26 protein-coding genes and 4 tRNA genes are annotated in these 26,353 nt (G+C 27.1%); 20 read left to right on the top strand and 10 right to left on the bottom strand.

The window, feature by feature from the left end; genetic code table 11:
• The first annotated feature begins 30 nt into the window (after positions 1–30).
• The 5 genes from cysK (at position 31) to BU_RS00365 (ending at position 4,666) form a co-directional block, all read left to right on the top strand.
• Positions 31–978, top strand: coding sequence for a cysteine synthase A (gene cysK, locus BU_RS00385; RefSeq protein ID WP_010895923.1), 948 nt, complete (start codon positions 31–33; stop codon positions 976–978).
• Positions 979–1,126: 148 nt separating this feature from the next.
• Positions 1,127–1,384: an HPr family phosphocarrier protein gene (locus BU_RS00380; protein WP_009874022.1), complete on the top strand. Its 258-nt coding sequence runs from the start codon at positions 1,127–1,129 to the stop codon at positions 1,382–1,384.
• 148 nt (positions 1,385–1,532) lie between these two features.
• Positions 1,533–3,248, top strand: coding sequence for a phosphoenolpyruvate-protein phosphotransferase PtsI (ptsI, locus tag BU_RS00375; RefSeq protein WP_010895922.1), 1,716 nt, complete (start codon positions 1,533–1,535; stop codon positions 3,246–3,248).
• 49 nt (positions 3,249–3,297) lie between these two features.
• Positions 3,298–3,783 (top strand): PTS glucose transporter subunit IIA, encoded by a 486-nt coding sequence (gene crr / locus BU_RS00370; RefSeq protein WP_010895921.1) that lies wholly within the window; start codon positions 3,298–3,300, stop codon positions 3,781–3,783.
• Positions 3,784–3,868: 85 nt separating this feature from the next.
• Positions 3,869–4,666: an undecaprenyl-diphosphate phosphatase gene (locus BU_RS00365; RefSeq protein ID WP_009874019.1), complete on the top strand. Its 798-nt coding sequence runs from the start codon at positions 3,869–3,871 to the stop codon at positions 4,664–4,666.
• A 25-nt stretch (positions 4,667–4,691) separates the two neighbouring features.
• On the opposite strand, the gene BU_RS00360 is transcribed toward BU_RS00365, so the two are convergent.
• Positions 4,692–5,936, bottom strand: a complete 1,245-nt coding sequence (locus tag BU_RS00360) for a tRNA CCA-pyrophosphorylase (RefSeq protein ID WP_009874018.1) — start codon at positions 5,934–5,936, stop codon at positions 4,692–4,694.
• A gap of 213 nt (positions 5,937–6,149) precedes the next feature.
• Here BU_RS00360 and rfaE1 point away from each other — a divergent pair, with 213 nt between their 5' ends.
• Together rfaE1 and ribB are read left to right on the top strand one after the other, a co-directional pair.
• On the top strand, positions 6,150–7,097 hold the full coding sequence (gene rfaE1 / locus BU_RS00355; protein WP_009874017.1) for a D-glycero-beta-D-manno-heptose-7-phosphate kinase: 948 nt from the start codon (positions 6,150–6,152) through the stop codon (positions 7,095–7,097).
• Between the two features lie 271 nt (positions 7,098–7,368).
• Positions 7,369–8,016 (top strand): 3,4-dihydroxy-2-butanone-4-phosphate synthase, encoded by a 648-nt coding sequence (gene ribB / locus BU_RS00350; RefSeq protein WP_009874016.1) that lies wholly within the window; start codon positions 7,369–7,371, stop codon positions 8,014–8,016.
• Here ribB and tsaD read toward each other — a convergent pair.
• Positions 7,994–9,004 carry a tRNA (adenosine(37)-N6)-threonylcarbamoyltransferase complex transferase subunit TsaD gene (gene tsaD / locus BU_RS00345; RefSeq protein WP_009874015.1) on the bottom strand — a complete coding sequence of 337 codons (1,011 nt, stop codon included), beginning with the start codon at positions 9,002–9,004 and terminating at the stop codon, positions 7,994–7,996. The genes ribB and tsaD overlap by 23 nt on opposite strands.
• Before the next feature lie 233 nt (positions 9,005–9,237).
• Between tsaD and rpsU the strand changes: the two genes are divergently transcribed.
• From rpsU to rpoD, 3 genes are all read left to right on the top strand, one after another.
• On the top strand, positions 9,238–9,453 hold the full coding sequence (rpsU, locus tag BU_RS00340; RefSeq protein WP_009874014.1) for a 30S ribosomal protein S21: 216 nt from the start codon (positions 9,238–9,240) through the stop codon (positions 9,451–9,453).
• An 80-nt stretch (positions 9,454–9,533) separates the two neighbouring features.
• Entirely contained in the window at positions 9,534–11,267 is a 1,734-nt protein-coding gene (dnaG, locus tag BU_RS00335) for a DNA primase (protein ID WP_010895920.1), read from the top strand.
• A 167-nt stretch (positions 11,268–11,434) separates the two neighbouring features.
• Positions 11,435–13,273 carry an RNA polymerase sigma factor RpoD gene (gene rpoD / locus BU_RS00330; RefSeq protein WP_009874012.1) on the top strand — a complete coding sequence of 613 codons (1,839 nt, stop codon included), beginning with the start codon at positions 11,435–11,437 and terminating at the stop codon, positions 13,271–13,273.
• 105 nt (positions 13,274–13,378) lie between these two features.
• Here rpoD and cysE read toward each other — a convergent pair whose 3' ends face one another.
• From cysE to argC, 7 genes are all read right to left on the bottom strand, one after another.
• Positions 13,379–14,203, bottom strand: a complete 825-nt coding sequence (gene cysE / locus BU_RS00325; protein WP_009874011.1) for a serine O-acetyltransferase — start codon at positions 14,201–14,203, stop codon at positions 13,379–13,381.
• Between the two features lie 101 nt (positions 14,204–14,304).
• Complete coding sequence (gene secB / locus BU_RS00320) at positions 14,305–14,733, bottom strand: protein-export chaperone SecB (RefSeq protein WP_009874010.1); 429 nt, start codon at positions 14,731–14,733, stop codon at positions 14,305–14,307.
• Positions 14,734–14,839: 106 nt separating this feature from the next.
• Positions 14,840–15,274, bottom strand: coding sequence for a rhodanese-like domain-containing protein (locus BU_RS00315; protein WP_010895919.1), 435 nt, complete (start codon positions 15,272–15,274; stop codon positions 14,840–14,842).
• An 81-nt stretch (positions 15,275–15,355) separates the two neighbouring features.
• The gene (gene argH / locus BU_RS00310) at positions 15,356–16,735 is read right to left on the bottom strand and encodes an argininosuccinate lyase (protein ID WP_010895918.1); all 1,380 of its coding nucleotides are present in this window, start codon (positions 16,733–16,735) and stop codon (positions 15,356–15,358) included.
• 71 nt (positions 16,736–16,806) lie between these two features.
• Positions 16,807–18,018 (bottom strand): argininosuccinate synthase, encoded by a 1,212-nt coding sequence (locus BU_RS00305; RefSeq protein WP_009874007.1) that lies wholly within the window; start codon positions 18,016–18,018, stop codon positions 16,807–16,809.
• Between the two features lie 29 nt (positions 18,019–18,047).
• The gene (argB, locus tag BU_RS00300) at positions 18,048–18,821 is read right to left on the bottom strand and encodes an acetylglutamate kinase (protein ID WP_009874006.1); all 774 of its coding nucleotides are present in this window, start codon (positions 18,819–18,821) and stop codon (positions 18,048–18,050) included.
• A gap of 20 nt (positions 18,822–18,841) precedes the next feature.
• On the bottom strand, positions 18,842–19,846 hold the full coding sequence (gene argC / locus BU_RS00295) for an N-acetyl-gamma-glutamyl-phosphate reductase (RefSeq protein ID WP_009874005.1): 1,005 nt from the start codon (positions 19,844–19,846) through the stop codon (positions 18,842–18,844).
• Between the two features lie 160 nt (positions 19,847–20,006).
• On the opposite strand from argC, the gene argE reads away from it, so the two are divergent.
• On the top strand, positions 20,007–21,152 hold the full coding sequence (argE, locus tag BU_RS00290; protein ID WP_010895917.1) for an acetylornithine deacetylase: 1,146 nt from the start codon (positions 20,007–20,009) through the stop codon (positions 21,150–21,152).
• An 11-nt stretch (positions 21,153–21,163) separates the two neighbouring features.
• Here the strand turns inward: argE and metF are convergent, their stop codons facing one another.
• Positions 21,164–22,042, bottom strand: a complete 879-nt coding sequence (gene metF, locus BU_RS00285) for a methylenetetrahydrofolate reductase (protein WP_010895916.1) — start codon at positions 22,040–22,042, stop codon at positions 21,164–21,166.
• Positions 22,043–22,156: 114 nt separating this feature from the next.
• Here metF and murB point away from each other — a divergent pair, with 114 nt between their 5' ends.
• The 9 genes from murB (at position 22,157) to rplA (ending at position 26,139) form a co-directional block, all read left to right on the top strand.
• Complete coding sequence (murB, locus tag BU_RS00280; protein ID WP_010895915.1) at positions 22,157–23,227, top strand: UDP-N-acetylmuramate dehydrogenase; 1,071 nt, start codon at positions 22,157–22,159, stop codon at positions 23,225–23,227.
• Between the two features lie 137 nt (positions 23,228–23,364).
• Positions 23,365–23,437 (top strand) — tRNA-Thr (locus tag BU_RS00275).
• A gap of 15 nt (positions 23,438–23,452) precedes the next feature.
• Positions 23,453–23,537 (top strand) — tRNA-Tyr (locus tag BU_RS00270).
• Between the two features lie 22 nt (positions 23,538–23,559).
• Positions 23,560–23,631, top strand: a tRNA-Gly gene (locus tag BU_RS00265).
• Positions 23,632–23,646: 15 nt separating this feature from the next.
• Positions 23,647–23,719 (top strand) — tRNA-Thr (locus BU_RS00260).
• A 314-nt stretch (positions 23,720–24,033) separates the two neighbouring features.
• On the top strand, positions 24,034–24,417 hold the full coding sequence (gene secE / locus BU_RS00255) for a preprotein translocase subunit SecE (RefSeq protein WP_010895914.1): 384 nt from the start codon (positions 24,034–24,036) through the stop codon (positions 24,415–24,417).
• A 2-nt stretch (positions 24,418–24,419) separates the two neighbouring features.
• Positions 24,420–24,965, top strand: a complete 546-nt coding sequence (gene nusG, locus BU_RS00250; protein ID WP_009874000.1) for a transcription termination/antitermination protein NusG — start codon at positions 24,420–24,422, stop codon at positions 24,963–24,965.
• Positions 24,966–25,012: 47 nt separating this feature from the next.
• The gene (gene rplK, locus BU_RS00245; RefSeq protein ID WP_009873999.1) at positions 25,013–25,441 is read left to right on the top strand and encodes a 50S ribosomal protein L11; all 429 of its coding nucleotides are present in this window, start codon (positions 25,013–25,015) and stop codon (positions 25,439–25,441) included.
• Between the two features lie 2 nt (positions 25,442–25,443).
• Positions 25,444–26,139 (top strand): 50S ribosomal protein L1, encoded by a 696-nt coding sequence (gene rplA, locus BU_RS00240; RefSeq protein ID WP_010895913.1) that lies wholly within the window; start codon positions 25,444–25,446, stop codon positions 26,137–26,139.
• Positions 26,140–26,353 lie beyond the last annotated feature (214 nt).

The following is a 26,353-nucleotide window of genomic DNA, read 5'->3' as shown; positions in this document are numbered from 1 at the left end:
ACAGGAAAAAATTTAAAAATAAGGAAAAAAATGAGTAAAATATATCAAGATAATTCTTTAACTATTGGTAATACACCTCTAGTTCGTTTAAATAGAATTGGAAATGGAAATATTTTAGTAAAAATAGAATCTAGAAATCCAAGTTTTAGTGTTAAATGTAGAATTGGTGCTAATATGATATGGCACGCCGAAAAAAATAATAATATAAATAAAAATGTAAAACTAATCGAGGCGACTAGTGGTAATACAGGAATAGCATTAGCTTATGTTGCAGCTTCTAGAAATTATCGATTAACTCTAACTATGCCTGAAACCATGTCTATTGAGCGGAAAAAAATATTAAAATCTTTAGGTGCAGAATTGATTTTAACCGATGGAAGATATGGCATGAAGGGAGCTATTTCTAAGGCAAATGATATTATATCTCGCAATCCAAGTAAATATTTTTTATTAAAACAATTTGAGAATCCAGCTAATCCTGAAATTCATCAAATTACTACTGGACCAGAAATATGGAACGATACTAATGGCAATTTAGATATTTTAATTTCTGCTGTAGGAACGGGTGGCACAATTACTGGTATCACAAGATATATCAAAAAAATAAAAAGAAAAAAAAATTTAATCAGTATAGCTGTTGAACCTTCTGAATCACCTGTAATCACACAATTTTTAGCAGGAAAAGCAATCGAGCCTGGACCACATAAAATTCAAGGAATTGGGCCTGGTTTTATACCCAAAAACTTAGATTTAACAATAATCGATCAAGTTATTACTGTTTCTAGTGAAGAAGCAATATTAACGGCTAAAGAATTAATGAAAAAAGAAGGTATACTAGCAGGAATCTCTTCTGGTGCTGCGTTATATGCAGCAATAAAAATCCAACAGCAAAAAAAATTTTCAGACAAAAAAATAGTTGTTATTTTACCTTCTTCAGGAGAACGTTATTTAAGTACAGAATTATTTTCTGAACTATAAAAAAACTATTAAAAATAGAATTTATTTAATATAAAAACTCTAAAAAACCTTGTTTTTATTAGATAATTTGTATTTTAATAGTTACAATAAAAATTTTTTTTAAAATTATTACAATATTAGATTAATCAACTCTTACTAAGGAAAAAAAATGTTTCAAAACCAAGTTAAAATTACTGCTCCACATGGTTTGCATACTCGACCTGCTGCTCAGTTTGTAAAAGAAGCAAAAAAATTTACTTCTGAAATTTCTATTATTTATAACGGAAAATCAGTAAATGCAAAAAGTTTATTTAAAATTCAAACACTAGGCCTTATTCAAGGAAGTCTTATTACATTATCAGCTGAAGGAGAAGATGAAAAAAAGGCAATTGAACATTTATCTCTAATAATGACAGAATTAGAATAAATTGTTCTTAAGTATTAATGTTAAATTTCTCTACAAAATACGTAGGAGCTGAATAAAAAAACTTCTAATTATTTTATGAAAAATGATTCGCCTGACACGTCATATTTCCATCTCTGAATAGATAAACTTTATTATTAAAGGTAATGTTATGATTTCAGGCATTTTAGCATCACCGGGTATAGCTTTTGGAACAGCTCTTTTATTAAAAGAAGATGAAATTGTTATTAACCGGAAAATAATTAATATTAAAAATATTACAAAAGAAATAGAAAGATTTTTTGAAGGAAGAAGAAAATCAATTCAACAACTCACAGAAATAAAAACTAAGACAAAAGAAAAGTTTGGAGAAAAAAAAGAAAGTATTTTTGAAGGACATATTATGCTTCTTGAAGATGAAGAGCTAGAACAAGAAGTTATTTCTTTAATAAAAGAAAAAAATATGTCGGCTGCAGCAGCAACTGAATTAATTATTGAAGGACAAGCAAAAGCTCTGGAAAAATTGAAAGATGAATATTTAAAAAATAGAGCAATCGATGTAAGAGATATTGGCAATCGTTTATTAAAAAATATACTTAATTTAAACATTATTGATTTAAATAATATCAATAATGAAGTAATTTTAATTGCAAAAGACTTAACTCCTTCTGAAACTGCTCAAATTAATCTAAAATATATTTTAGGATTTATTACTGATTTAGGAAGTAGAACATCACATACATCTATTATGGCAAGATCATTAGAAATTCCTGCAATAGTAGGAACCGGGAACATTACAAAGATAGTAAAAAATAATGATTTTATCATTTTAGATTCTATAAATAATCAAATTCTCATAAATCCATCTCATAAATTAATTAATCAAACAGAAGTAATAAAAAAGAAATATCTCACAAAAAAAAATCAGTTAATAAATTTAAAGAATTTACAAGCTATTACTACTGACGGACATGCTATTAAAATTGGTTCTAATATTGGAAATGTTGAAGACATTAAATCAGCAAAAAAAAATGGCGCTGAATGTATTGGTCTATATCGAACTGAATTTTTATTTATGGGCAGAAACTGTTTACCTGATGAAAACGAACAATTCCAAGCATATAAAACCATTGCAGAATTAATGAAAAATAAATCTGTTATTATTAGAACAATGGATATTGGAGGGGATAAAGATCTTCCTTATATGAATTTACCAAAAGAAGAAAACCCGTTTCTTGGATGGCGTGCTATACGTATTTCAATGGATCGAAAAGAAATATTACATACACAATTAAATGCTATTCTTAGAGCGTCTGCTTTTGGAAAAATATATATCCTCTTCCCTATGATAATATCCGTAGAAGAAATTAGAATTTTAAAATCAGAGGTTCGAAAACTTCAAATACAATTAAAAAATAATAACATACCATTTGATAAGAATATTAAAATTGGAATTATGATAGAAACTCCAGCGTCAGCTATAATAGCCGAATATTTAATTAAAGAAGTAGATTTTTTTAGCATTGGAACAAATGATTTAACACAATATACTTTAGCTGTTGATAGAGGTAACGATTTGATTTCACATCTTTATAATCCTATGAATCCATCTGTTTTAAAACTAATTCAACAAGTTATAAACGTCTCGCATACACATGGAAAATGGACTGGTATGTGTGGAGAACTTGCAGGCGATGAACGAGCTACTATTCTATTATTAGGGATGGGATTGGATGAATTTAGTATGAGTTCAATAAGCATCCCTAAAATTAAAGAGATCATTCGCAAAACATCTTTTTCTAGTGCTAAAAAATTAGCTCAAAAAGCATTGACACTACCTACTAACAGAGAAATACTTAATTTAGTAGAAAATTTTGTTAATCATTAAGAGGCAGAATATATTATAAAAATAACGTAAGAGTTATTAGGAGAAAAAAATGAGTTTCTTTTCTGATTTTTTTAACAGTAAAAAAACAGAAATTTTTGCACCTTTATCAGGAGATATAATAAATATAGAAGATGTTCCAGATCCTGTTTTTTCTAAAAAAATTGTAGGAGACGGAATAGCTATTAAACCTTCAAGTAATCGGATACTCGCACCAGTAAATGGAACGATTGGAAAAATATTTGAAACTATGCATGCTTTTTCAATCATTTCAGAAGATAATGTTGAATTATTTATACATTTTGGTATTGATACCGTAAAATTAAAAGGAGAAGGTTTTAAAAAAAAAGCAAAAGATAATCAAAAAGTAAAAATAGGAGATGAAATTATTATACTAGACTTAGAATTTATAAAAGAAAAAGCAGAGTCTATTTTAACTCCTGTTGTAATATCAAACATAGAGAATTTTAAAAAAATAAAAAAATCATCAGGAACTATTGCTGCTGGACAGACAGTTATTATAACTTTGTATCATTGATTTTTAATACAAAAACGGTGCTATTATTTAGTACCGTTTTAATTTATATATACTAAAATAAAATTATTTTATAACAGGAAAATATATGCTTGATCTACATCAAGTTATTGTTTCTATTATTATCGGAGTAATAGAAGGGATAACAGAATTTCTTCCTATATCTTCTACAGGACATATGATTATCGCTTCTCATTGGTTAAAAATAGATAACGAAAATACCAAAATATTAGAAATATTTATTGAATTCGGCTCTGCATTATCGATATTGTATTTTTTTCATAAAAAAATTTTAAGAATATTAAAATTTAACATAAATGTTAAAAAAACAAATACAAAAAATCTTCATATTCTCCTTGCTATTTTACCTACAATATTTTTTGGACTTCTATTTTATAAAAAAATAAAACTACTATTTAATACATATAATGTTATGTATGCATTAATATTAGGTGGAATTTTTTTATTAATATCTGAAATATTTAAACCTAAAAAATATAAAACGTGTAGTATTAATGATATTAGTTTGCTTCAATCCGCAATAATTGGGTTTTTTCAAATTTTTTGTTTGTATCCTGGTTTTTCAAGATCTGGAGCCACTATAGGAACTGCAATATTATTAGGAATTAAACGATCAGTTGCAATAGAATTTTCTTTTATAATATCTATTCCATTAATAATGGGAGCATCATTTTATGATTTTATAAATAATATGCATAATTTTAAAATATTAGATCTTCCAATATTTTTTATTGGATTCATGATCTCTTTTATAGTATCTATATTGTGTATCAAAAAATTATTAAAAATAATCAATAGAACGTCACTAATATTCTTCGGAATATATCGCTTTATCATATCTGGATTGATTTATTTTATTAATTGATTAAAATATTAATTAAAGATTGATTTCATAGATAGAAACGATGTTTAATATTTTTTATACGCCAAAATTCTAATTTTTTAATTCTTAGACGCGTTATTTCTTGTTTTATTTCATATCCCTTAAAACCTTTTTTTAAAATTAATTTAATAGAAACATTTTTTACAACAGAAAAACATTTTTCTAAAAAACAACCAGACTTTATACAAAAAAATTCAGATTTAAAGTTTCTTAAAAAATTAAAATTACTTAAAAATGCTAATTTTTTTACACGATCAGGTTTTCTCCAAGCATCAACTTTTGAAAATAGATTTATAATATTTTTAGATGATTGATAATGAATCGTATTTAAAAAAAAATAAAAACCAGTATTTAATACTGCTATGTCTCGAATATAAGATGGGATCTTAAAGCGTTTACATACACTATGAATAATAGAAGCCGCATATGAGTCAAAAAATATTTTTGAATAATTTCTATCTATTTGATTAACTGATAAAAATTGACATAAATAAGAAAAACGAACATCGATATCTTTATTCAAAAGTGATATTTCAGCCAAACCCATTAATATAATATTCTTATTACAGAATTTTTTGAAAAAAGAACGGTTTAAAAAATTTTTTTTTTCATATAAAAAATACATTTCAGGGAAAAAAAAATGCAATGCATTGCATTCATACAAAACTTGAAAATATACATGAGGGTTAAGGGTTTTCAAAGCTTTTTCAGTTTCATTCCATATTCTGTTTGACGTTAAATATGACAATTCCTGTTTTTTAACTATAATGCACATTAATAACATAGTTTCTTCTGCAATTTTAAATCCTAAATGTACTAAAGTTGCAGCAAATCTTGCTACACGTAATACACGCAATGGATCTTCTATAAAAGATTCTGATACATGTCTTATTAAACCACATTCTATATCTTTTTTACCTTGAAACGGGTCAATATAATTACCGTACTCATCTTGAGCAATAGCATTGATTGTTAAATCTCGTCTTATTAAATCTTCTTCTAAAGTAACATCTGAATTACAATCAGTATCAAATCCAGTATATCCTTTTCCAGATTTTCTTTCTTTCCTTGCCAAAGCGTACTCTTCATGTGTTTCTGGATGTAAGAAAACTGGAAAATCTTTTCCGACTTGCTGAAAATTTCTTTCTAGCAGTATTTTTTCTGTACCACCAACTACTACCCAATCTTTATCTTTAACGGGTAAATTAAGTAAGGAGTCACGCACAGCTCCTCCTACTAAATATATTTTCATAATAATTTTCTCATACTAAAAACAAAATTCTATTCTATAATAGAAAAATAGAATTTTTTATATAATTATTTATTATTTTTCCACAATTCAATAATATAATAATATTTATATATTAAATAAAAAATATCTATTAAACTTTCAAATGTTTATATTTATAAAAAAATTGAATTTTTAATTTTCATTATATTCTTTAAAATATACAGAGATAACACTATGAAGAAAAAATTAATAAATTTCAATAACTCACTAGTTTTAGTTGTCGGAGATCTAATACTAGATTGTTATTGGTATAGCAAAAATCACTATATGCTATCTGAACAATTAACACCAATTGTACCAATTAATAAAATCAAAGAACAACCTGGAGGTGCTGCAAATGTAGCTAAAAATATTGCAGAGATTGGGGGGTATACTAAAATTGTTGGTTTTATTGGAATGGATAATGAAGGATTAATATTAAAAAAACTTATGGATCATATTCGAATTGATTCTGATTTAATCTCTATAAAAAACAATAAAACTATTACTAAGATTAGAATCTTATCAGAGAAAAAACAATTAATTCGAGTGGATTTTCAAGAAAAATATATTTCTAATAAAAACAATCTATTACATCAAAAAATTATTGATTCAATATCGTCTTTTAAAATTTTAGTACTTTCAGATTATGCAAAAGGCACTTTGGCAAATATACAAAATATTATTGATCTTGCAAAAAAAATGTCTATCCCTATACTTATAGATCCTAAAGGAATAGATTTTAAAAAATATTCGGGAGCTAGTTTATTAACACCAAATCTTTTTGAATTTGAAAAGATAGTTGGCAAATGTTATAGAGAAAATGAAATACTACAAAGAGGGATAAAATTATTATCTGAACTACAGTTATCAGCTTTATTAGTTACTCGTTCTAAGAATGGAATGACTCTATTTCAAAAAGAAAAAAAACCAATACATTTTCCTGCCGCATCTAAAATAGCTTCAGATGTAACTGGTGCAGGAGATACAGTGATCGCTATAATTGCAGCATCTTTAGCAACTGGATATTCTTTAGAAGAAGCTTGTTTTTATGCCAATATTGGAGCCAGTATTGTTATACAGAAAATTGGAACTGAAACATTGAATATTAATGAGTTAAATTCTGTTTTAAACCATCAATAAAAGTACTGTTATTTAATTTTTGTATTTTTATTTGGTCTATTTTTTCAAGTAAGCTTTTAAAAAAAAATCGAAGTAAAATTTTATATCAATATGTTGTTTAGAATGCTAATAGATAAAAAATTGAAAAAATATTATTCAATATAATAATTTCTACATTGCTCTTAAATTTAATTCAATATATAATATATTAACTATACAAACATAAAATTTAACTAATTTTTCTATAAATAAAACTTTTTTTAAATAATTTAACTCTATTAAGATTTTTATAATGAATCAAACACTATTATCTAAATTTGGAAAACCTATAGAAAGAATTAAAAATGCAATACTTGCTTTGAAGTCCGGACAAGGTGTTATTATATTAGATGATGAAGAACGTGAAAACGAAGGAGATCTTGTTTTTGCATGTGAAAATATGACAGTAGAACAAATGGCTCTAAGTATTCGGTACGGTAGTGGAATAGTATGTCTTTGTATAACCGAATCTAAACGGAAACAACTTAATTTACCTATGATGGTTAAGAAAAATACTAGCGCATATCGCACCGGATTTACAGTCACAATAGAAGCTTCTAAAGGTATATCTACTGGCGTATCAGCTAAAGATAGACTCACTACTATAAAAACCGCTATTGCTGATGACGCTAAACCAAGTGATTTAAATAGACCAGGTCATGTATTTCCTCTGCGAGCTCATAAAGGCGGAGTTTTATCAAGACCAGGACACACAGAAGCTGCTATAGAAATTGTTTCTCTAGCAGGTTTCAAACCAGCCGGGGTTATTTGTGAATTAACAAATAAAGATGGTACCATGGCTCGTACCCCTGAAATAATAAAATTTTCTGAAAATAAAAAAATGCAAGTATTAACCATACAAGACTTAATTTTTTATATTAAAAACATAAATCATCTATAGACCATTTTGGTTTAACCAATATTTCTAATTGAGAATTCCGCGCTTCTTTTTGACGCAATGAACCAAGATAGGCAATCATCGCAGCATTATCTGTACAAAATTCTAAACTTGAATAAAAAACTGTTCCATTAAAATTTTTTTTAACCATGATCTCGGATTTTTTACGTAATTTTTGATTTGCACTAACACCACCAGCTATAACTAAACGTTTCCATTTTTGTTTTTTTAATGCTTTTTTAGTTTTAATTAATAATATATCAATTACTGCATCTTCAAAAGCTTTTGCAATATTAGCTTTTTCTTGCATACTTTTACTGGATTTCTTAATCGTTTGAGCTGCAAAAGTTTTCAAACCTGAAAAGCTAAAATTTAAATCAGAATGATGTATCATCGGTCTGGGAAAATAAAAATAATCTTTTATTCCCTTAGAAGCTAATTTAGATAATTCTAAACCACCTGGATATTTTAATCCTAATAATTTTGCTGTCTTATCAAATGCTTCACCTGCTGCATCATCTAAACAATTTCCAAGTATTTCATACTCACCAAATTTATGTGCACCTATAATTTGTGTATGTTTTCCCGATACCAATAATCCAATAAATGGAAATTGAATTGTTTTATAGTCTAACATCGGTGATAATAAATGCGCTTCCATATGATGCACAGGTAGAACTGGTATATTTAATGATAACCCTAATGAACAAGCAAATGTAGCTCCAACTAATAATGAACCAATTAAACCAGGTCCTGCAGTATAAGCAATCATATCAACATATTTATAAATATTTTTTTTCTTAAATATTTTATTTAATAAAACAATCATTGCTTCCATATGTTCTCGAGATGCTAATTCTGGAATAATACCTCCATATATATTGTTTAACTTTCTTTGATTATATATCTCATTAATTAACAAACCTTTGTTAGTATCATAAATAGCTATTCCTGTATCATCACAAGAAGTCTCAATACCTAATATTCTCATAAATTTAAACCTCTATATATTATAAATTTTTACAATAAGAAAAAATATATTTGACATAAATTTTAAAATGAACATTCATTTTAAATGAACTAATCTAAATATTTAATTAAAACTGCATTAAAACATAAAAAAATGATACTTTACAATATCACACTAATTGATATAGGATCTATTATCCTAAAAATTTCGATAATTTTTTATCACATAAATTAAATAATTAAGGTAAATTTTGAATGCCAATAATAAAAGTACGCGAAAATGAACCATTTGATGTAGCACTCCGCCGTTTTAAACGGTCTTGTGAAAAAGCTGGCATTTTAGCTGAAATTCGTCGAAGAGAATTTTATGAAAAACCTACAACCGAACGCAAACGAGCTAAAGCTTCGGCTGTCAAACGTCTTGCAAAAAAACTTACAAGAGAAAATGCAAGACGTATTCGTATGTACTAAATATGTTTTAAAACATAAAATAAATAAAAAAAGCCGTTCTTGTTCAAGAACGGAAACGAATTCTATAATTATAAAATTATATGTCTGGAAAAATACCTAAATACTTTATTACTGAACTACTGTCTCGAACTAATATCATAGAATTAATTAATACACGTCTAGAATTAAAAAAATATGGTAAAAATTATCAAACAAATTGTCCTTTTCATCATGATAAAACTCCATCTTTTACCGTCAGTAATGAAAAACAATTTTATTATTGTTTCGGATGTAATGCACATGGAAACGCAATTGATTTTTTAATACAGTATGAACATTTAAGTTTTATAGAAAGCATCGAAGAACTAGCGTTAATACATGGTGTTAAAATACCATTTGAAAATACAGTACAAAATTCTATTTATGTTAAAAAACAAAAGTTATATTTATTAATGGAAAAAATATGTAAATTATACAAAAAAAATATTAATGTTACTCATTTAGCTAATAAATATCTAGCTAGAAGAGGTATCAACCAAAATATGATTGATTTTTTTTTAATTGGATTTTCTAGTTTAAAATGGAACGAATTTTATAAAAAAATAAATATAAGTAAAGAATTTGAACAAGAATTATTAATAAACAATATTATTGCTACTGACAAAAACGGATATATATATGATCGATTTCAAGGACGTATAATATTTCCTATACAAGATAATCATGGCAGAATCATAGGTTTTGGGGGCCGCTCATTAAATGATATGTCACCAAAATATCTTAACTCACCTGAAACAGATATTTTTTATAAAAGAAAACAAATATATGGATTATATCAAGTTATAAAAAAATGTTCAAAACCTGTATATTTATTGGTTGTTGAGGGGTATATTGATGTTATAACATTAACACAATATAATATCGATTATGCTGTTTCTATATTAGGAACTTCAACAACAACTGAACACATTCAACTTCTCTTTAAAAATACTGATATCATTATATGTTGCTATGATGGTGATGATGCAGGAAAAAATGCAGCTTGGAAAACTTTAAAAAAAGCCTTGCCGTATATATCAGACAAAAAAACATTAAAATTTATTTTATTACCTAACCAGGAAGATCCTGATACAATTATTAGAAAAGAAGGTAGAGAAAAATTTCAAAAACGAATTGATAACGCAATTACCATGTCAAAATTTTTTTTTAAAAATATACTAAAAAATATCAATTTATCATCTGATGATGACAAATTTCATTTAAGCGTACATGCTTTACCTTTAATAAATACGATTTCTAGTGACACTATAAGAATTTATTTGCGTCAAATATTAGCTAGAATGATAGGAATTTTAGATGATAATCAATTTGAAAAATTTTTATATGAAAAAGAAACTAAAAATACTCAAAAAACATATTTCCAAATAAAACGTACTCCCATGCGTACTTTAATAGGATTATTAGTACAAAATCCTAGTTTAGCAAAACTAGTGCCTGTGACAATGAAATTTAAAAATTTACAAATAAAAGGATTATCTATTTTTTTAGAAATATTACAGACATGTCGTGATAATCCTAATATTCATACGGGTCAATTATTAGAACTATACAGAAATACTACAATAATTAATGTTTTAAAAATTTTAGCACGATGGGATCACATGATAATTCAAAAAGAAACTCAAAACATGTTTTTAGATTTATTAATGAATATACATGATAAAATCCTTGAAAAAAGACGAGAATATCTTATTGCAAAAGAGAGAAAAAAAGGATTGCAAATGAATGAAAAAAAAGAGATTTGGTCTATTAATAAAAAGTTATCGAAAAGATAAAATTATACTTATTAAAAAATATAATAAAAATTAAATATACTAAAAGTTTAATGAATTAAAAAACTCTTTAATTTATTTAAATATTAAAAATAATTTTATTATTATTCATCATTGACAAAAAAGTCAATTAATATTCATTCAATTAATAGAATTCCGGATACCACATTATGGATCAAAACCCACAGTCGCAACTTAAGCTACTTGTCACACATGGTAAGGAGCAAGGGTATTTAACCTATTCTGAAGTGAATGATCATCTACCAGAAGACATTATTGATTCTGAACAAATCGATGATATTATTCAGATGATTAATGACATGGGCATTCCAGTAGTTGAAGAAGCACCTGATGCTGACGATCTAATATTAAATGAAATCAATACAGATACAGATGAAGATGCAGTTGAAGCAGCAACTCAGGTACTATCTAGTGTAGAATCTGAATTAGGACGAACTACTGATCCTGTACGCATGTATATGAGAGAAATGGGTACTGTTGAATTACTCACACGAGAAGGAGAAATTGATATTGCTAAACGTATTGAAGAAGGCATTAATCAGGTTCAATGCTCAGTATCAGAGTATCCAGAAGCCATTACATATCTTCTTGAACAATATGATCGTGTTAAAACTGGACAAATACGATTATCAGATATAATAACAGGTTTTGTAGATCCCAATGCAGAAGAAATTTTCCCCCCTACAGCTATTCATATAGGTTCTGAACTTCTTGATGAACAACAAAATAATGAAGAAGACGAAGAAAACAATCAAGAAGATCATGAAGATGATCATAGTATTGATCCAGAATTAGCTAATGAAAAATTTTCTGAATTACGTATACAATATAATAATACAAATAATACAATTAAAAATAAAAATCGAACACATAAAGATTCATTATTAGAAATTTACAATCTTTCAGAAGTTTTTAAACAATTTCGACTAGTTCCAAAACAATTTGATCATTTAGTTAATAATATGAGACATATGATGGAAAGAGTACGAAAACAAGAAAGAATTATTATAAAATTATGTGTTGAAATATGTAAAATGCCAAAAAAAAATTTTATTAAAATTTTTCCAATAAAAAAAATTAACTATCTTTGGTTTATAAGAGAACAAAATACAAATCAACCATGGTCTGAAAACTTAAAAAAAGTTAAAGAAGATGTGTTTATTAGTGTGAAAAAATTAATTAAAATAGAAGAAGAAACTGGCTTAACAATTGAACAAGTAAAAGATATTAATAAAAGAATGTCTATTGGAGAAGCAAAAGCTAGACGAGCGAAAAAAGAAATGGTCGAAGCTAATTTACGATTAGTTATTTCTATCGCAAAAAAATATACGAATAGAGGACTACAGTTTTTAGACTTAATTCAAGAAGGAAATATTGGTTTAATGAAAGCTGTAGATAAATTTGAATACCGTCGTGGTTATAAGTTTTCAACTTATGCTACTTGGTGGATTCGACAAGCTATTACTCGATCTATTGCTGATCAAGCTCGTACAATTCGTATTCCAGTACATATGATTGAAACTATTAATAAACTCAATCGTATTTCTAGACAAATGTTACAAGAAATAGGTCGAGAACCGACTCCAGAAGAACTTTCTGAAAAAATGCTTATTCCTGAAGATAAAATTAGAAAAGTATTGAAAATAGCCAAAGAACCGATCTCAATGGAAACACCTATTGGAGATGATGATGATTCACATTTAGGTGATTTTATTGAAGATACTACTTTGGAATTACCATTAGACTCTGCTACCTCTGAAAGTTTACGTTCTGCAACACATGATGTTCTATCAGGTTTAACAGCTCGTGAAGCAAAAGTACTCCGTATGCGCTTTGGAATAGATATGAATACTGATCACACTTTAGAAGAAGTTGGAAAACAATTTGATGTTACTCGAGAGAGAATTCGTCAAATAGAAGCAAAAGCACTTAGAAAACTACGTCATCCCAGCAGATCAGAAGTTTTGCGCAGTTTTTTAGACGATTAAAAATAGAAGAATTAAATATAAAATAAAGCTTCTGTACTGGTATTAGTCTAACCACTATATTTTTTTCGAACAAAACAGAAGTTTTTATTTTATATAAGAAATAAATTAAATACCATCTCCGTGTTGAAATATATTTATATATTTTAAACTATTTTTTTTCTTCTGAGAATAATACTTTTTACTAGATACTTGACTAACAATTTTCGCTGGTACTCCTACAACTGTTACATCTGAAGGAACATTTTTTAAAACTATTGATCCCGCACCTATTTTCGCGCCTGAACCTACTTCAATATTTCCTAAAATTTTGGCACCCGCCCCTATAACAACGCCTTTTCTAATAGTAGGATGTCTATTTTGGCTAAAGTTTTTACCAGTTCCTCCTAAAGTAACCGAATGAAGAATTGATACATCATTTTCTATAGTCACACCTTCTCCGATTACAATGCCAGTTGCATGATCAAGCATTACACCAGATCCAATAAACGCTGCTGGATGAATATCTACAGAAAATTCAGAAGAGATTCTACTTTGCAGATACAGAGATAATGATTTTTTCCCTGTATTCCAGAGATAATGACTTATTCTATAAGCTTCTAGTGCATGGAAACCTTTTAAATAAAGTAAAGGTGTTAAATAATCATTTACTGCTGGATCTCGTTTTAGTACAGCCTTAATATCTTGCACTATAAAATTTAAAATAGAACGATCATTCAGATATACATCATCAAATATACCTTGTATTTTCTTTTCAGAAATCATAGATGTAGATAATTTATTTGATAATATATAACTTAAAGAACTTGTAAAACTTTGGTGTTGTAAAATACTACTTTGGTAAAAATCTGATAAAATTGGTTCTTTTTTTAATAAAAAAGAAACATCGTAGAGTATTTTATTCCATATTCTTGATATTTTCAAAATACACATAATTTTCTCCTACAAAATATTTATAGTATTTTTATACTAAAAAATTATATTATTATCTTATAAAAATGAGTATATTCGTAATTTATATTTTTATATTTTTTTTATTTAATATGATCATGATAGAGAGCATCAAAATTAATAGGAGCGAGATTCATCTGTGGAAAACTGCCACAAGATACTAGATTAGATATACATGTACGCGCATAGGGAAATAGAATATTTGGACAGTAAGAATATAAACAATGTTTTAATCTTTTCTCATTAATGTTTGCAATAAAAAAAATACCAGCTTGATCTATATCACATAAAAAAACTAAGTCTTCTTTAATTTTAACTGTTACTTTAACCATTAAAACAACTTCAAAAATATTTTCTTTTATTTTTTTAGTAGTAGTATTTAAATTTAATTTAATGGTAGGAATCCAATTAACATGAAAAATATTTGGTGTATTCGGAGCTTCAAAGGAAACATCTTTTATATAAATACGTTGGATTTCAAAAGATTCTTGTTTTTTTTTTTCTTCTAACATAACGGATCCAAAAAAAAATAATAAAAAGATATAAGTTGATATTGTTTATAAAATTAATTTATAAAGAAGATATTTTAATAAAAAGATCATTTTATACTTTTTAAAATCATTTATCGTTAACAATAAGTGGAAGATTGTCTGTCTTCCAATAATATAGACCATTTTTTAAAATATAAACACGATTAAATCCATATTCAAAAAACTTTTTAATACATGCATTAACTTTATATGTGTCACTTAATACAAGAATAATAGGAAACATTTTATATATTTCTATCTCTTTAATTTTTCCTAAAAAAATATTTTTTAACGGAACATTAATAGAATTAAGAATATGACCCTCTTTGAATGATTCTAAAGAACGAGTATCAACAACAATAGCTTTATCTTGATTAATTAATTTAATTGCTTGAAAATTATTAATCATTTTAGATTTCGACAAAAGAGTTCTAGTTATAAAAAAAACGGCTGCAATAAAACAAAAAATCCATATACTAATTAGTAAAATGTGTTTACTCAAGAAAAATATTACATCCTGCATATATCCACTCTCCTATACTTGATAAGGTTATTAACTCAGCATTTAAATAATTTTTAAATGCTAGTTAACAAGTATCCTACTTTAAAAAATATTCAATCTTTTTTTTGCTTTTATAATTTCTTCATATACTTGAGATGGTGCAACACCACCTTTAGACATTCTTTTTTCAAGACAGGATTCTAAAGTAATATTTTTATATATATCATTTTTTATGAGATTACTATACATTTGAAAAACAGATAGTTTCAGTTCGTTTAAAGATTTTTTCTCGCTAATAGCTCTAAGAACTAATTGACCCGATATATTATGTGCTTCACGAAAAGCAATTCCTTTTTTTACCAAATAATCCGCGATTTCTGTTGCATTAGAATATCCTTCTTCTGCAGCTTTACGACATGATTCATTTTTTATTTGCATGTTCTTCAATACTAAAATAGCCATACATAAACAATCATTCCATGTTTTTATTGAATCAAATAAACCTTCTTTATCTTCTTGCATATCTTTATTATAAGATAAAGGAAGGGATTTTAATATAACTAAAATAGAAATCAATGAACCATGAACACGACCACATTTGGCTCGAATAAGTTCTAGTGCATCTGGATTTTTTTTCTGAGGCATTAATGATGAACCCGATGTAATTGTATCAGATAATTCAATAAAATCAGCTTCACCAGAATTAAAAAAAATTATATCTTCAGAAAAACGTGATAGATGCATCATACTAATTGATGCAGAGGACAATAATTCAACGACATAATCTCGATCAGAAACAGTATCAAGCGCATTGTTAGTTGCAGAGTCAAATCCCATAGATAAAGCTAATTCTTCACGATTGATTTTCCATGCGGTTCCAGAAAGAGCAGCAGAACCTAGAGGACTAACGTTTAATCGTTTCAGGACGTCTTTTAAACGACTGAAATCTCGTCTGAACATTTCAACATAAGCTAAACACCAATAGGAAAAAGTAATCGGTTGAGCTCGTTGTAGATGAGTATATCCTGGCATGATGATATTATGATTAGACTCAGCACTTAAAATAAATGTTTTTTGCAGTTCAATAATATTTTCTAATAAAAGATGAATTTTCTTTCTACACCATAATTTTAAATCAGTAGTAATTTGATCATTTCTACTCCGACCAGTATGTAATTTTTTACCTAATATACCAATTTTTTGAATAAGCTTTTCTTCTATCCAGCTATGAATATCTTCGCACTTGCTTTTAAGGATTTTTTGATTATTCTCTTTAATTTCTTTAAGTAGTTCAAAAAGTGCAGACTCTATTGTAATCTGTTCTTTTTCAGTAATAATCTTGCTTTTCATTAAAATTTTAGACCAAGCAACTGAAGAAATTACATCTTCTTCTGCTAAAATATAATCAAAAGATAAAGATCTATTAAATTCTTTAAATAATTTATTAGATTCATTAATGAATCGTCCACCCCAAAGTCCCATATATTATCTCTATAAAAAACTGAAAAAATTAAATGTAAAATTCTGTAAATATATTTGTGACTTTTTTAAAACTACTTCAACATATTTTGTGCTCGTATCTTTGAAGAAAGAGAAAAAAGACGAATAAAACCATCTGCATCAGATTGCTTATACACTTTATCCTCACCAAAAGTGGCATATTCTTCAGAATATAAGGAATTAGGAGATTTTTTCTGAACAGCTGTGACAGAGCCTTTATATAATTTTAATATTACTTCTCCAGTTATTTCCAAAGACAATGAATCAGCAGCGGCTTGTAAAGATTTACGTATTGGAGAAAACCAACGTCCGTCATAAACAATAGATGACATTTCTAAACCTATTTTTTCCCTCCATCGAAAACTTTCACGATCTAAAACTAACTGTTCGATGGCTTTTATAGCTGTCATAATAATAGTACCTCCAGGTGTTTCATAACATCCCCTAGATTTCATTCCAATTAATCTATTTTCAATAATATCAATTCTACCAATTCCATGTTTAGCACCTAAACTATTTAATTCTTCTACACATTTTAACGGATTTAATTTTTGATTGTTAACGGATACTACGCAGCCTTCTTTTAATTGCAATGAAACATATTCCGGTTTTTCTGGAGCATCCTCAGGATTAACCGTCCAGCTCCAACAATCTTCATTAGATTGATTCCAAGGATTTTCTAGCAAACCTCCTTCAGTTGAAATATGCCAGGAATTTTCATCTTTACTATATATTTTTTCTAATGTTGCTGTTGTAGAGATGTTTTTTTTATCTAAATATTTTAATAATGATTCTCGTGAATTAAGATTCCATTCCCGCCACGGTGCAATTACATTTAAATTCGGAGCTAAAGCGGCATAAGCCATTTCAAAACGTACTTGGTCATTTCCTTTCCCAGTAGCACCATGACATAGTGAATTTGCTCCAATATTCAATGCGAGTTCTACTTGTTTCTTTGCAATAATAGGTCTGGCCATTGCTGTTCCTAACAAATAACTGCCTTCATATAAAGCTCCAGTTTTTAGTACAGGATAGACATAATTTTCTATAAATTCTTCTTTTAAATCAAAAACATGACAACTAGATGCGCCAGATTCTAAAGATTTTTTTTCAATTCCATTTAAATCTTTTTTTGATTGTCCTATGTCTGCTACAAAAGCAACAACTTCAAAATTATAATTTTCTTTAAGCCATGGAATAATTGCAGAAGTATCTAAACCGCCAGAATAAGCTAAAACAACTTTATTATTTTTTTTTCTTATCATTTTTTAAACCTACTATATTTATAGTAATATCATACATAAACTCGAGTGCCAATATTCACACCATTAAATAATAATTTTAATTTTTCTGTATTTTGCCAACTTGCTATATCTACAGGACGACGTAAAACTCGAGCAGCTTCTAAAGCAGCACGTACTTTAACAATCATACCATTAGTAATAATTCCTTGCATAATCAATTTTTCAGCTTGAATGCTATCAATTTCTGTGATTCTTTGTCCCTTGCCGTCTAATATCGAACTTATATCAGATAATAAAATTAAATTAGCTTGTAAAGTGGTTGCTAAAGCTGTTGCTGCTAAATCAGCATTTACATTCATTAATAAACCATCTTTAGTAATTCCTATAGAACTAATAATTGGAATAGTACCTTCTTTAAAGAGTTTTTTTAAAAATAATGGTGATCCCGGTATCGCTTTACCTACATGACCTAAATTTTCATCTAATCTTTCTACATCAACACTTCCTCCATCTGCTAAACATAATCCAATAGCATTAATATTATATTTTAATGCCCACGCAAGTAAAGTTTTGTTAGCAGTTCCAGCTAAAGCTCCTGTAATAATATTGATATGTTCAGACGGAGTAATACGTAAGCCATTTTTCTTTTTAACTGGTAAAGACAGTTTATTCATTAAATTGTCAATTAAACGACCTCCCCCATGAATCACTGACACATGACGCTTATAAAATTTCTGATAATCAACTAAAGCTTCAAATAAACGCTTCATAGCATCGTCACTTTCTAAAAGTACTCCGCCTAATTTAATAACTAAAGGATTCATTATCAACGCCTGATTATTAATTAAATAATTGATTCCGTTTCAGAAAAACCAAAACGAACATTAAAACATTGTACTGCTTGAGCAGCAGCACCCTTTAACAAATTATCTTCTGCTGCCACAATTACTATATAGTCGTCCTTAATTACAAATCCAATATCACAAAATGGTTGTTTTTCAACTGATTTAATACTAGGTAAATATTTTTTATATATACGAATTAACGGTTTATTTTTATAGAATTTATTGAAAATATTGTGTATATCAATTGATTTAACATTAGGTTTTAATTTGCATGTAATAGTTGCAATTATACCTCGAGAAAAAGGGCCTAAATGTGGGATAAAAATTACTGGAACACCTAATTTTTCTATAATTTCAGGCGTATGACGATGAGTGAAAATATTATATGGTTGTAAACTTACTTCGCAAAAACTATTATTTAAAGAAGCTTTTCTACCGGCACCACTAACACCACTAATAGCGTTAATAATTGGTATATTTTTATCGCAAAGAACATTTTCTTTTATAAGAGGTTTGAGCGCTAATTGAATGCAAGTTGCATAACACCCAGGTAATGCAATCAGATTTGCTTTTTTAATTTTTTCTTGTTCCCATTCTGCTAATCCATAAACTGAATTTTTTAAAAGTTCTTCATATTCATGAACAAAGCCATAATAATCCAAATACACTTTTTTATTGTTCATTCTGTAAGAAGCAGACAAATCAAAAACAATACAATTAGACGATAAAAAAAAAGGAACAAGAGAATGACTAACACGATGATCTGTAGCTAAAAAAACAGCATCAATATTTTTTTTAATTAAAGTACAATTACGTATTGTATCAAATCTGAGATCCACAATATTTTTAAATTGTTGATGAACATCCGAAAACAATTTATCTATATTTAAACTATTTTTTGATACAAATATTTTTTTTATATTAGCAAACCTATGACGGTGCATATAGTTAACCAATTCTGCGCCAGCATATCCACTAGCACCAACAATTACTACATTTAACATAAAATTAATAAACCTTAAAAAAATTACTCTTTTATAGATAAAATAATGTATTAAATTTTATAAAAAATATATTTTATATTATTAAAATATTGATCAATTATCTATTTATGAATAAAATATTTTACATTACAATAATAATATAAATTTTTAAAATTCTAGTATGATAAGAAAAATACCTTCTTTTATTGAAGTTTATAAGTCACTAATTCAAATTCCTACAATTAGCAGTAATAACAAACTACTTGATCAAAGTAATAAAAATTTCATTGATCTACTGTCTAACTACTTTTCTGATTTAAATTTTTCAGTAAAAAATTATCAAATTCCACATACTGATAAGTATAACATGTTAGCTTGTGTTGGTTCAGGAAATGGCGGTCTTTTATTGTCTGGACATTCAGATACGGTAGATTTTGATGAAAAAAAATGGACAAAAGATCCTTTCAAATTAACTGAAACTAACAATAAATTTTATGGATTAGGAGCCGTAGATATGAAAGGGTTTTTTGCTCTTATATTAGAAGTAATATCTTCTATAAATATAAAAAAAATAAATAAACCAATTTATATTCTTGCTACTGCTAACGAAGAAACAGATATGTCTGGAGCTAGAAATTTTATACAATCGACTATTATTAAACCAGATTGCATAATAATTGGAGAACCAACATCTTTAAAGCTAATCAATGCACATAAAGGTCACATGTCTTATTCAATTAAAGTCATTGGAGATACGGGACACTCTAGTAATCCTGATCATGGTGTGAATAGTATTGAAATTATGCATGATGTTATTCGTTCTTTATTGATTTTGAAAAAGTATTTTAAAGAAGAATACCAGCATCCAAACTTTTCTATTCCATATCCAACCATGAATTTATCTTCTATACACGGAGGTAGTGCAATTAATCGAATTTGTCCTTTATGTATATTAAATTTTGAAATAAGACCCATACCTGGACTCACTTTAACACAAATTGAAATTGTAATTAAAGAAAAATTAGAAACAATCATGAAAAAATGGTCTCATCGTATCTTTATTAAAAAACTTTTTTCTTCTGTTCCTGCTTATGAATGTCCGCATAATAGCGGAACTATTAAAATAGTCGAAAAATTATGTCAACTCAATAGTGCAGCAGTAAATTACTGTACAGAAGCACCTTTTCTTCAAAGAATTGCACCTACTTTAATATTAGGACCAGGTTCTATTGAACAAGCACATCAGCCAGATGAATATTTAGAACATTATTTTATTCAACCCACAAAAAACATTATTACTAAATTAATAAATAAATTTTGTTATTAAATTAAAGATTTTTATAGACCTAAGATATGACAAATAGAATAAGTAATATCAGACTGATTTAAAGTGTAAAAATGAAAATTTTTTACTCCTTCACAAGATAATTTTTTTACCATATCTATAGCTATACTAGAACCAATTATTTTCTGTGTGAATATATCATCATCTAAACCATTAAACATATCAAGCATCCATTTTGGAATTTTAACATTAGTCATACTTGAAAAACGTTTTAATTTCTGAAAATTACATACCGGTAAAATACCTGGTATAATATCAATATTTATTTTATTTTTAATACAATTATCTCGAAAACGCAAATAACTTTCAATATTAAAAAAGAACTGAGTAATTGCTCTGCTCGCACCTGCATCAACTTTTTTCTTTAAATTCAGTATATCTGATTTAACGTTTTTTGATTCAGGATGTAATTCAGGATAAGCGGCTACGGAAATGTCAAAGTCAGCTATTTTTTTTAATAAAAGAACTAAATCTACTGCATACATAGTATGCCTATAATCTTTTTCTAATGTATCTCCTCTAAGTGCTACAATACTTTTAATTCCGCTATTCCAATAATTGTATGCTATTTCTTTTAATTTATGAGGTGTGGAATCAATACAAGTTAAATGAGCCGCTGTAATAATACCTGTTTTTTTATATATCTTCTGTACAGTATCATATGTTTTTTCACGTTCACCAGTATTTGCGCCATAAGTTACAGAAAAAAATTTTGGTTTTAATAAGGAAAGACGGTTAACTGTAGACCATAAATTTTCTTCTAAAAAAGAATTTTTCGGCGGAAAAAATTCAAAAGAACACTGTATATTATTGCGAATGTTTTCTAATTTTTGATTCATTATATCTTGATGATACTGAGAATAATTTTTCATTATAAAATTCCATTAAAATGAATTTATCTAAAATTTTTCAAAAAAATCACTATATACTAATGAATATGTATTGATTATTATAAAAAAACTAATAAAATTATTAATCGATTTTCTATGCATAAAAAAAAATATTTTTCTAGTCAATCACTAAAAGATTTAAACACATTTGCAATAGATGTAACAGCAAAAAAAATAATTTTTGTAAAAACGATTCAATCACTAATTGATATATCTAAAATTTGCCAATTATCTAATATTCCTTATATAATTTTAGGAGAGGGAAGTAATGTATTATTTTTGGAAAATTATGTAGGAGTCGTAATTATTAATCGTATTAAAGGAATAAAAATAGTAGAAAAAAAAAATTTTTGGTTATTGCATGTTTTTTCAGGAGAAAAATGGCATAATTTAGTAAAATTAACATTGAATTTAGGTATTTTAGGATTAGAAAATTTAGCATTAATTCCGGGTTGTATAGGATCCGCAGCTATTCAAAACATTGGCGCATACGGATTAGAATTTAAAGATGTATGTCAATACGTTGATATATTGTCTTTAAAAGACAATACAATTAAAAGAATTTATAAAAATTCTTGTAAATTTTCCTATCGTAATAGTATTTTTAAAGATCAATACAAAAATGAACATGCTGTTATTAGAGTCGGGATAAAGCTGTCAAAGAAATGGCGTCCAATTCTTTTTTCTTCATTAGAAAATTATATTACACCAATAAATATAACTGCATACAAGATTTTCAATATAATATGTAAAATACGTAAAAAAAAATTACCTGATCCAAAAAAAATCGGCAATGCAGGCAGTTTTTTTAAAAACCCCCTAATTAAAAAGAAAAAAGCACAAAAACTAATAAATTTATATAAAGTACCAAATTATCCACAAAAAAACGGTTTAGTGAAAATTTCTGCTGCTTGGTTAATTGAAAATTATAAATTTAAACATCTTCAAATTGGCGATGCAGCTATTCATAAAAAACAAAAACTTATATTAATTAATAAAAAAAATGCCACTGCTCAAGAAATTATAAAATTAGCTAAAATAATACACAAATGTATTTTAAAAAAATTTAATATATTATTAGAACCAGAAGTAGATCTTATCGGAGCATCCGGAAAAATAAAAGCATCGAAAATTTTTAAATTAAACAGTAAGTTGAAAGTTATATAAATACAGATCAAAAAAATATAATACTTTCTATTAATATTATTTTTAAATAAAAAAACTTGCATACAAATGAAAAATTATATAATATAATTCATTTAAAATTGTTATTTTAAAAAATAACTAAAATATTATAAAAAATAGCCGGCTTAGCTCAGCAGGCAGAGCAACTGACTTGTAATCAGTAGGTCACCAGTTCAATTCCGGTAGCCGGCATAAAATTATTTTTAAGGTGGGGTTCCCGAGCGGCCAAAGGGAGCAGACTGTAAATCTGCCGTCATAGACTTCGAAGGTTCGAATCCTTCTCCCACCACCAACTATAAAAACTATAAAAATATGCGGACATCGTATAATGGCTATTACCTCAGCCTTCCAAGCTGATGACGCGGGTTCAATTCCCGCTGTCCGCTAAAAAAATGAAAACTGCTGATATGGCTCAGTAGGTAGAGCACACCCTTGGTAAGGGTGAGGTCCCCAGTTCAATCCTGGGTATCAGCATAATAACTAAAATTTATTTAATATCATCTAAAATAATTTAATTTTTTAAATAAATATTTTTCAAATCATTTATCATAACTCTCACCTAATACTTTTTATTTTAAAATATTCTATATATTAAAACTTCTACACTTACTTCATAAAAAAATTAATCTATTTTAAAAAAAAATAGTTTATTTTAATAGTTTATAATTTTCACAATAACGAAAATTTTTTTCATTTGAAAATATAATTTTTAAAAATAAAAAAAAGAATGAAATTTTTTATGTATTAACATATTTTTTCTATATTATTTTATAATTTTAGGAGAAATTATGAATAAACATCACTACAATCGAAATAAGCATAAAATTCCAGAAAAAGTAAAATGGATATCTATATCTATATTTTTTATTCTATCTTTTTTTATTAATATGTGTTTTTACGAGACACAATTATTTATACGTATATTTATTATATCCTGTTTAATGCTCTGTGCAATAGGTACTATGATATACACGAAAAAGGGAAAAGATATATTATTATATATAGTAATGTCCAAAAAAGAGATGCAAAAAATAATATGGCCTAAATATAAAGAAACTTTATATACTACATTCATTGTGATTTCTGTAACAATCTTTATATCCTTTATTTTATGGAGTATAGATAGTGTAATCTTTCGTTTAATAGCATTTATTATTAGTTTAAGGTTCTAACAATGCATGAGAGTCAAAAAAAGAGATGGTATGTATTACAAGCTTTTTCTGGATTCGAAAGTCGTGTAGCACAATCAATACGGGAACATGTGAAATTAAATCAAATGGAAGATTTATTCGGAGAAGTAATGGTCCCTTCTCAAGAGGTTGTTGAAATACGAGGTGGACAACGCAGAAAAAGCGAATATAAATTTTTTCCTGGATATGTTTTGATACAAATGAAAATGACAGATTCAACCTGGCATTTAATTAGAAATGTCCCAAAAGTTTTAGGTTTTATTGGGGGGAAATCAGATAAACCTTCACCGATTAGTGACAAAGAAGTAGAAATTATCATTAATAGACTACGTAAAATTGGTAATAAACCAAGACCAAAAACCTTATTCGAACCAGGAGAAATGATCCGCGTCAATGATGGTCCTTTTGCTGATTTTAATGGTGTTGTAGAAGAAGTTGATTATGAAAAAAGTAGACTGAAAGTTTCTGTTTCTATTTTTGGAAGATCTACTCCGGTCGAACTAGATTTTAGACAAGTTGAAAAAAATTAACATATCTTGTAAATTTTAATAAAAATTTTATATAAAATGAGAAAATAATGGCAAAAAAAATACAATCATATATCAAGCTACAAGTTTCAGCTGGTGCAGCTAATCCTAGTCCACCAATTGGTCCAGCTTTAGGCCAAAAAGGTGTGAATATCATGGAGTTTTGTAAACTATTTAATAAAAAAACAGAAAATATAGAAAAAGGACTTCCCATACCAGTAATAATTACAGTTTATTCTGATCGTTCATTTACATTTATTACAAAAACTCCTCCTGCTTCTGTATTATTAAAAAAACTATCTGGAATTAAAAAAGGTTCTAGTAAAAATAAATCAGAAAAAATAGGAAAAATAAATCGCTCACAAATCAAAGAGATAGCAATTATTAAAAATAATGACATGACTGGTTCTAATATTGAAAACATGATGCGATCTATAGAAGGTACTGCTAAATCTATGGGTCTAATTATTGAGGGATAATAATGAATAAAAAAACTAAACGTATGAAAAAAATAAAAGAACATATTAATTTTGCAAAATTACACCATATTGACGAGACAATAGACTTATTAAAAAAATCATCGACAGTAAAATTTAATGAAAGCATTGATATAGCAATTAATTTAGGTATAAATTCTAAAAAATCCGATCAGAATATTCGAAGCTCAACAGTATTACCAAATGGTATCGGCCGTTCTATTCGAGTAGCCGTATTTACACAAGGTGATAATATTGCAATAGCTAAAGATGCAGGTGCAGAATTAATAGGGATGGAGGATTTATCGGAAAAAATTAAAAAAGAAGGTGTTGATTTTGATGTTGTTATTGCGACCCCTGATGCAATGAAAATAGTAACACAACTAGGACAAATACTAGGTCCTCGCAACTTAATGCCTAATACTAAATTAGGAACAATAACAACAAATATTGCTGAAGCCATTAAAAATGCAAAAACAGGACAAGTACGTTATCGAAATGATAAAAACGGGATTATTCATGCTACAATTGGTCGAATTAATTTTCATAAAAATGAGATAAAAGAAAATTTAAATGTGTTTTTAGAATCTATTAAAAAAGCAAAACCGCCGCAATCCAAAGGGATATATATAAAAAAAATAGTTTTATCAACAACTATGGGTGTAGGATTAATGGTTGATCAGTCTACTTTATCGCTGTAAGAAAATGATTTCCACTTTACGCTATAAGAAAAATTATTTATAATAATAACCTTTTTTTAACTAGTATTCAAAGTTTTTTTAATTAAAAATATTTAAAAACAATCTAATTTTAGTACTGAAAATTTATTATTCAATGTTTTTACTATAGTCATAGAATAAAATTCTATCAAAGTATATTTTGAAAAAACGAATTATCATGCTTACTGTCTTTCTT

This window comes from Buchnera aphidicola str. APS (Acyrthosiphon pisum) (assembly GCF_000009605.1).
GTDB lineage: Bacteria > Pseudomonadota > Gammaproteobacteria > Enterobacterales > Enterobacteriaceae > Buchnera > Buchnera aphidicola_I.
This window is presented reverse-complemented; position numbering and strand designations above follow the sequence as displayed.

Coding starts and splice junctions, on each gene's coding strand:
- rplK (WP_009873999.1), top strand. CDS start 25,013: ATGGCAAAAAAAATACAATCATATATCAAGCTACAAGTTTCAGCTGGT.
- dnaG (WP_010895920.1), top strand. CDS start 9,534: ATGTCTGGAAAAATACCTAAATACTTTATTACTGAACTACTGTCTCGA.
- secB (WP_009874010.1), bottom strand. CDS start 14,733: ATGTTAGAAGAAAAAAAAAAACAAGAATCTTTTGAAATCCAACGTATT.
- rpsU (WP_009874014.1), top strand. CDS start 9,238: ATGCCAATAATAAAAGTACGCGAAAATGAACCATTTGATGTAGCACTC.
- BU_RS00360 (WP_009874018.1), bottom strand. CDS start 5,936: ATGAAAATATATTTAGTAGGAGGAGCTGTGCGTGACTCCTTACTTAAT.
- secE (WP_010895914.1), top strand. CDS start 24,034: ATGAATAAACATCACTACAATCGAAATAAGCATAAAATTCCAGAAAAA.
- BU_RS00365 (WP_009874019.1), top strand. CDS start 3,869: ATGCTTGATCTACATCAAGTTATTGTTTCTATTATTATCGGAGTAATA.
- rplA (WP_010895913.1), top strand. CDS start 25,444: ATGAATAAAAAAACTAAACGTATGAAAAAAATAAAAGAACATATTAAT.
- argB (WP_009874006.1), bottom strand. CDS start 18,821: ATGAATCCTTTAGTTATTAAATTAGGCGGAGTACTTTTAGAAAGTGAC.
- crr (WP_010895921.1), top strand. CDS start 3,298: ATGAGTTTCTTTTCTGATTTTTTTAACAGTAAAAAAACAGAAATTTTT.
- BU_RS00305 (WP_009874007.1), bottom strand. CDS start 18,018: ATGATAAGAAAAAAAAATAATAAAGTTGTTTTAGCTTATTCTGGCGGT.
- nusG (WP_009874000.1), top strand. CDS start 24,420: ATGCATGAGAGTCAAAAAAAGAGATGGTATGTATTACAAGCTTTTTCT.
- cysE (WP_009874011.1), bottom strand. CDS start 14,203: ATGTGTATTTTGAAAATATCAAGAATATGGAATAAAATACTCTACGAT.
- rfaE1 (WP_009874017.1), top strand. CDS start 6,150: ATGAAGAAAAAATTAATAAATTTCAATAACTCACTAGTTTTAGTTGTC.
- ribB (WP_009874016.1), top strand. CDS start 7,369: ATGAATCAAACACTATTATCTAAATTTGGAAAACCTATAGAAAGAATT.
- metF (WP_010895916.1), bottom strand. CDS start 22,042: ATGAAAAATTATTCTCAGTATCATCAAGATATAATGAATCAAAAATTA.
- argE (WP_010895917.1), top strand. CDS start 20,007: ATGATAAGAAAAATACCTTCTTTTATTGAAGTTTATAAGTCACTAATT.
- cysK (WP_010895923.1), top strand. CDS start 31: ATGAGTAAAATATATCAAGATAATTCTTTAACTATTGGTAATACACCT.
- argC (WP_009874005.1), bottom strand. CDS start 19,846: ATGTTAAATGTAGTAATTGTTGGTGCTAGTGGATATGCTGGCGCAGAA.
- BU_RS00315 (WP_010895919.1), bottom strand. CDS start 15,274: ATGCAGGATGTAATATTTTTCTTGAGTAAACACATTTTACTAATTAGT.
- argH (WP_010895918.1), bottom strand. CDS start 16,735: ATGGGACTTTGGGGTGGACGATTCATTAATGAATCTAATAAATTATTT.
- tsaD (WP_009874015.1), bottom strand. CDS start 9,004: ATGAGAATATTAGGTATTGAGACTTCTTGTGATGATACAGGAATAGCT.
- BU_RS00380 (WP_009874022.1), top strand. CDS start 1,127: ATGTTTCAAAACCAAGTTAAAATTACTGCTCCACATGGTTTGCATACT.
- murB (WP_010895915.1), top strand. CDS start 22,157: ATGCATAAAAAAAAATATTTTTCTAGTCAATCACTAAAAGATTTAAAC.
- ptsI (WP_010895922.1), top strand. CDS start 1,533: ATGATTTCAGGCATTTTAGCATCACCGGGTATAGCTTTTGGAACAGCT.
- rpoD (WP_009874012.1), top strand. CDS start 11,435: ATGGATCAAAACCCACAGTCGCAACTTAAGCTACTTGTCACACATGGT.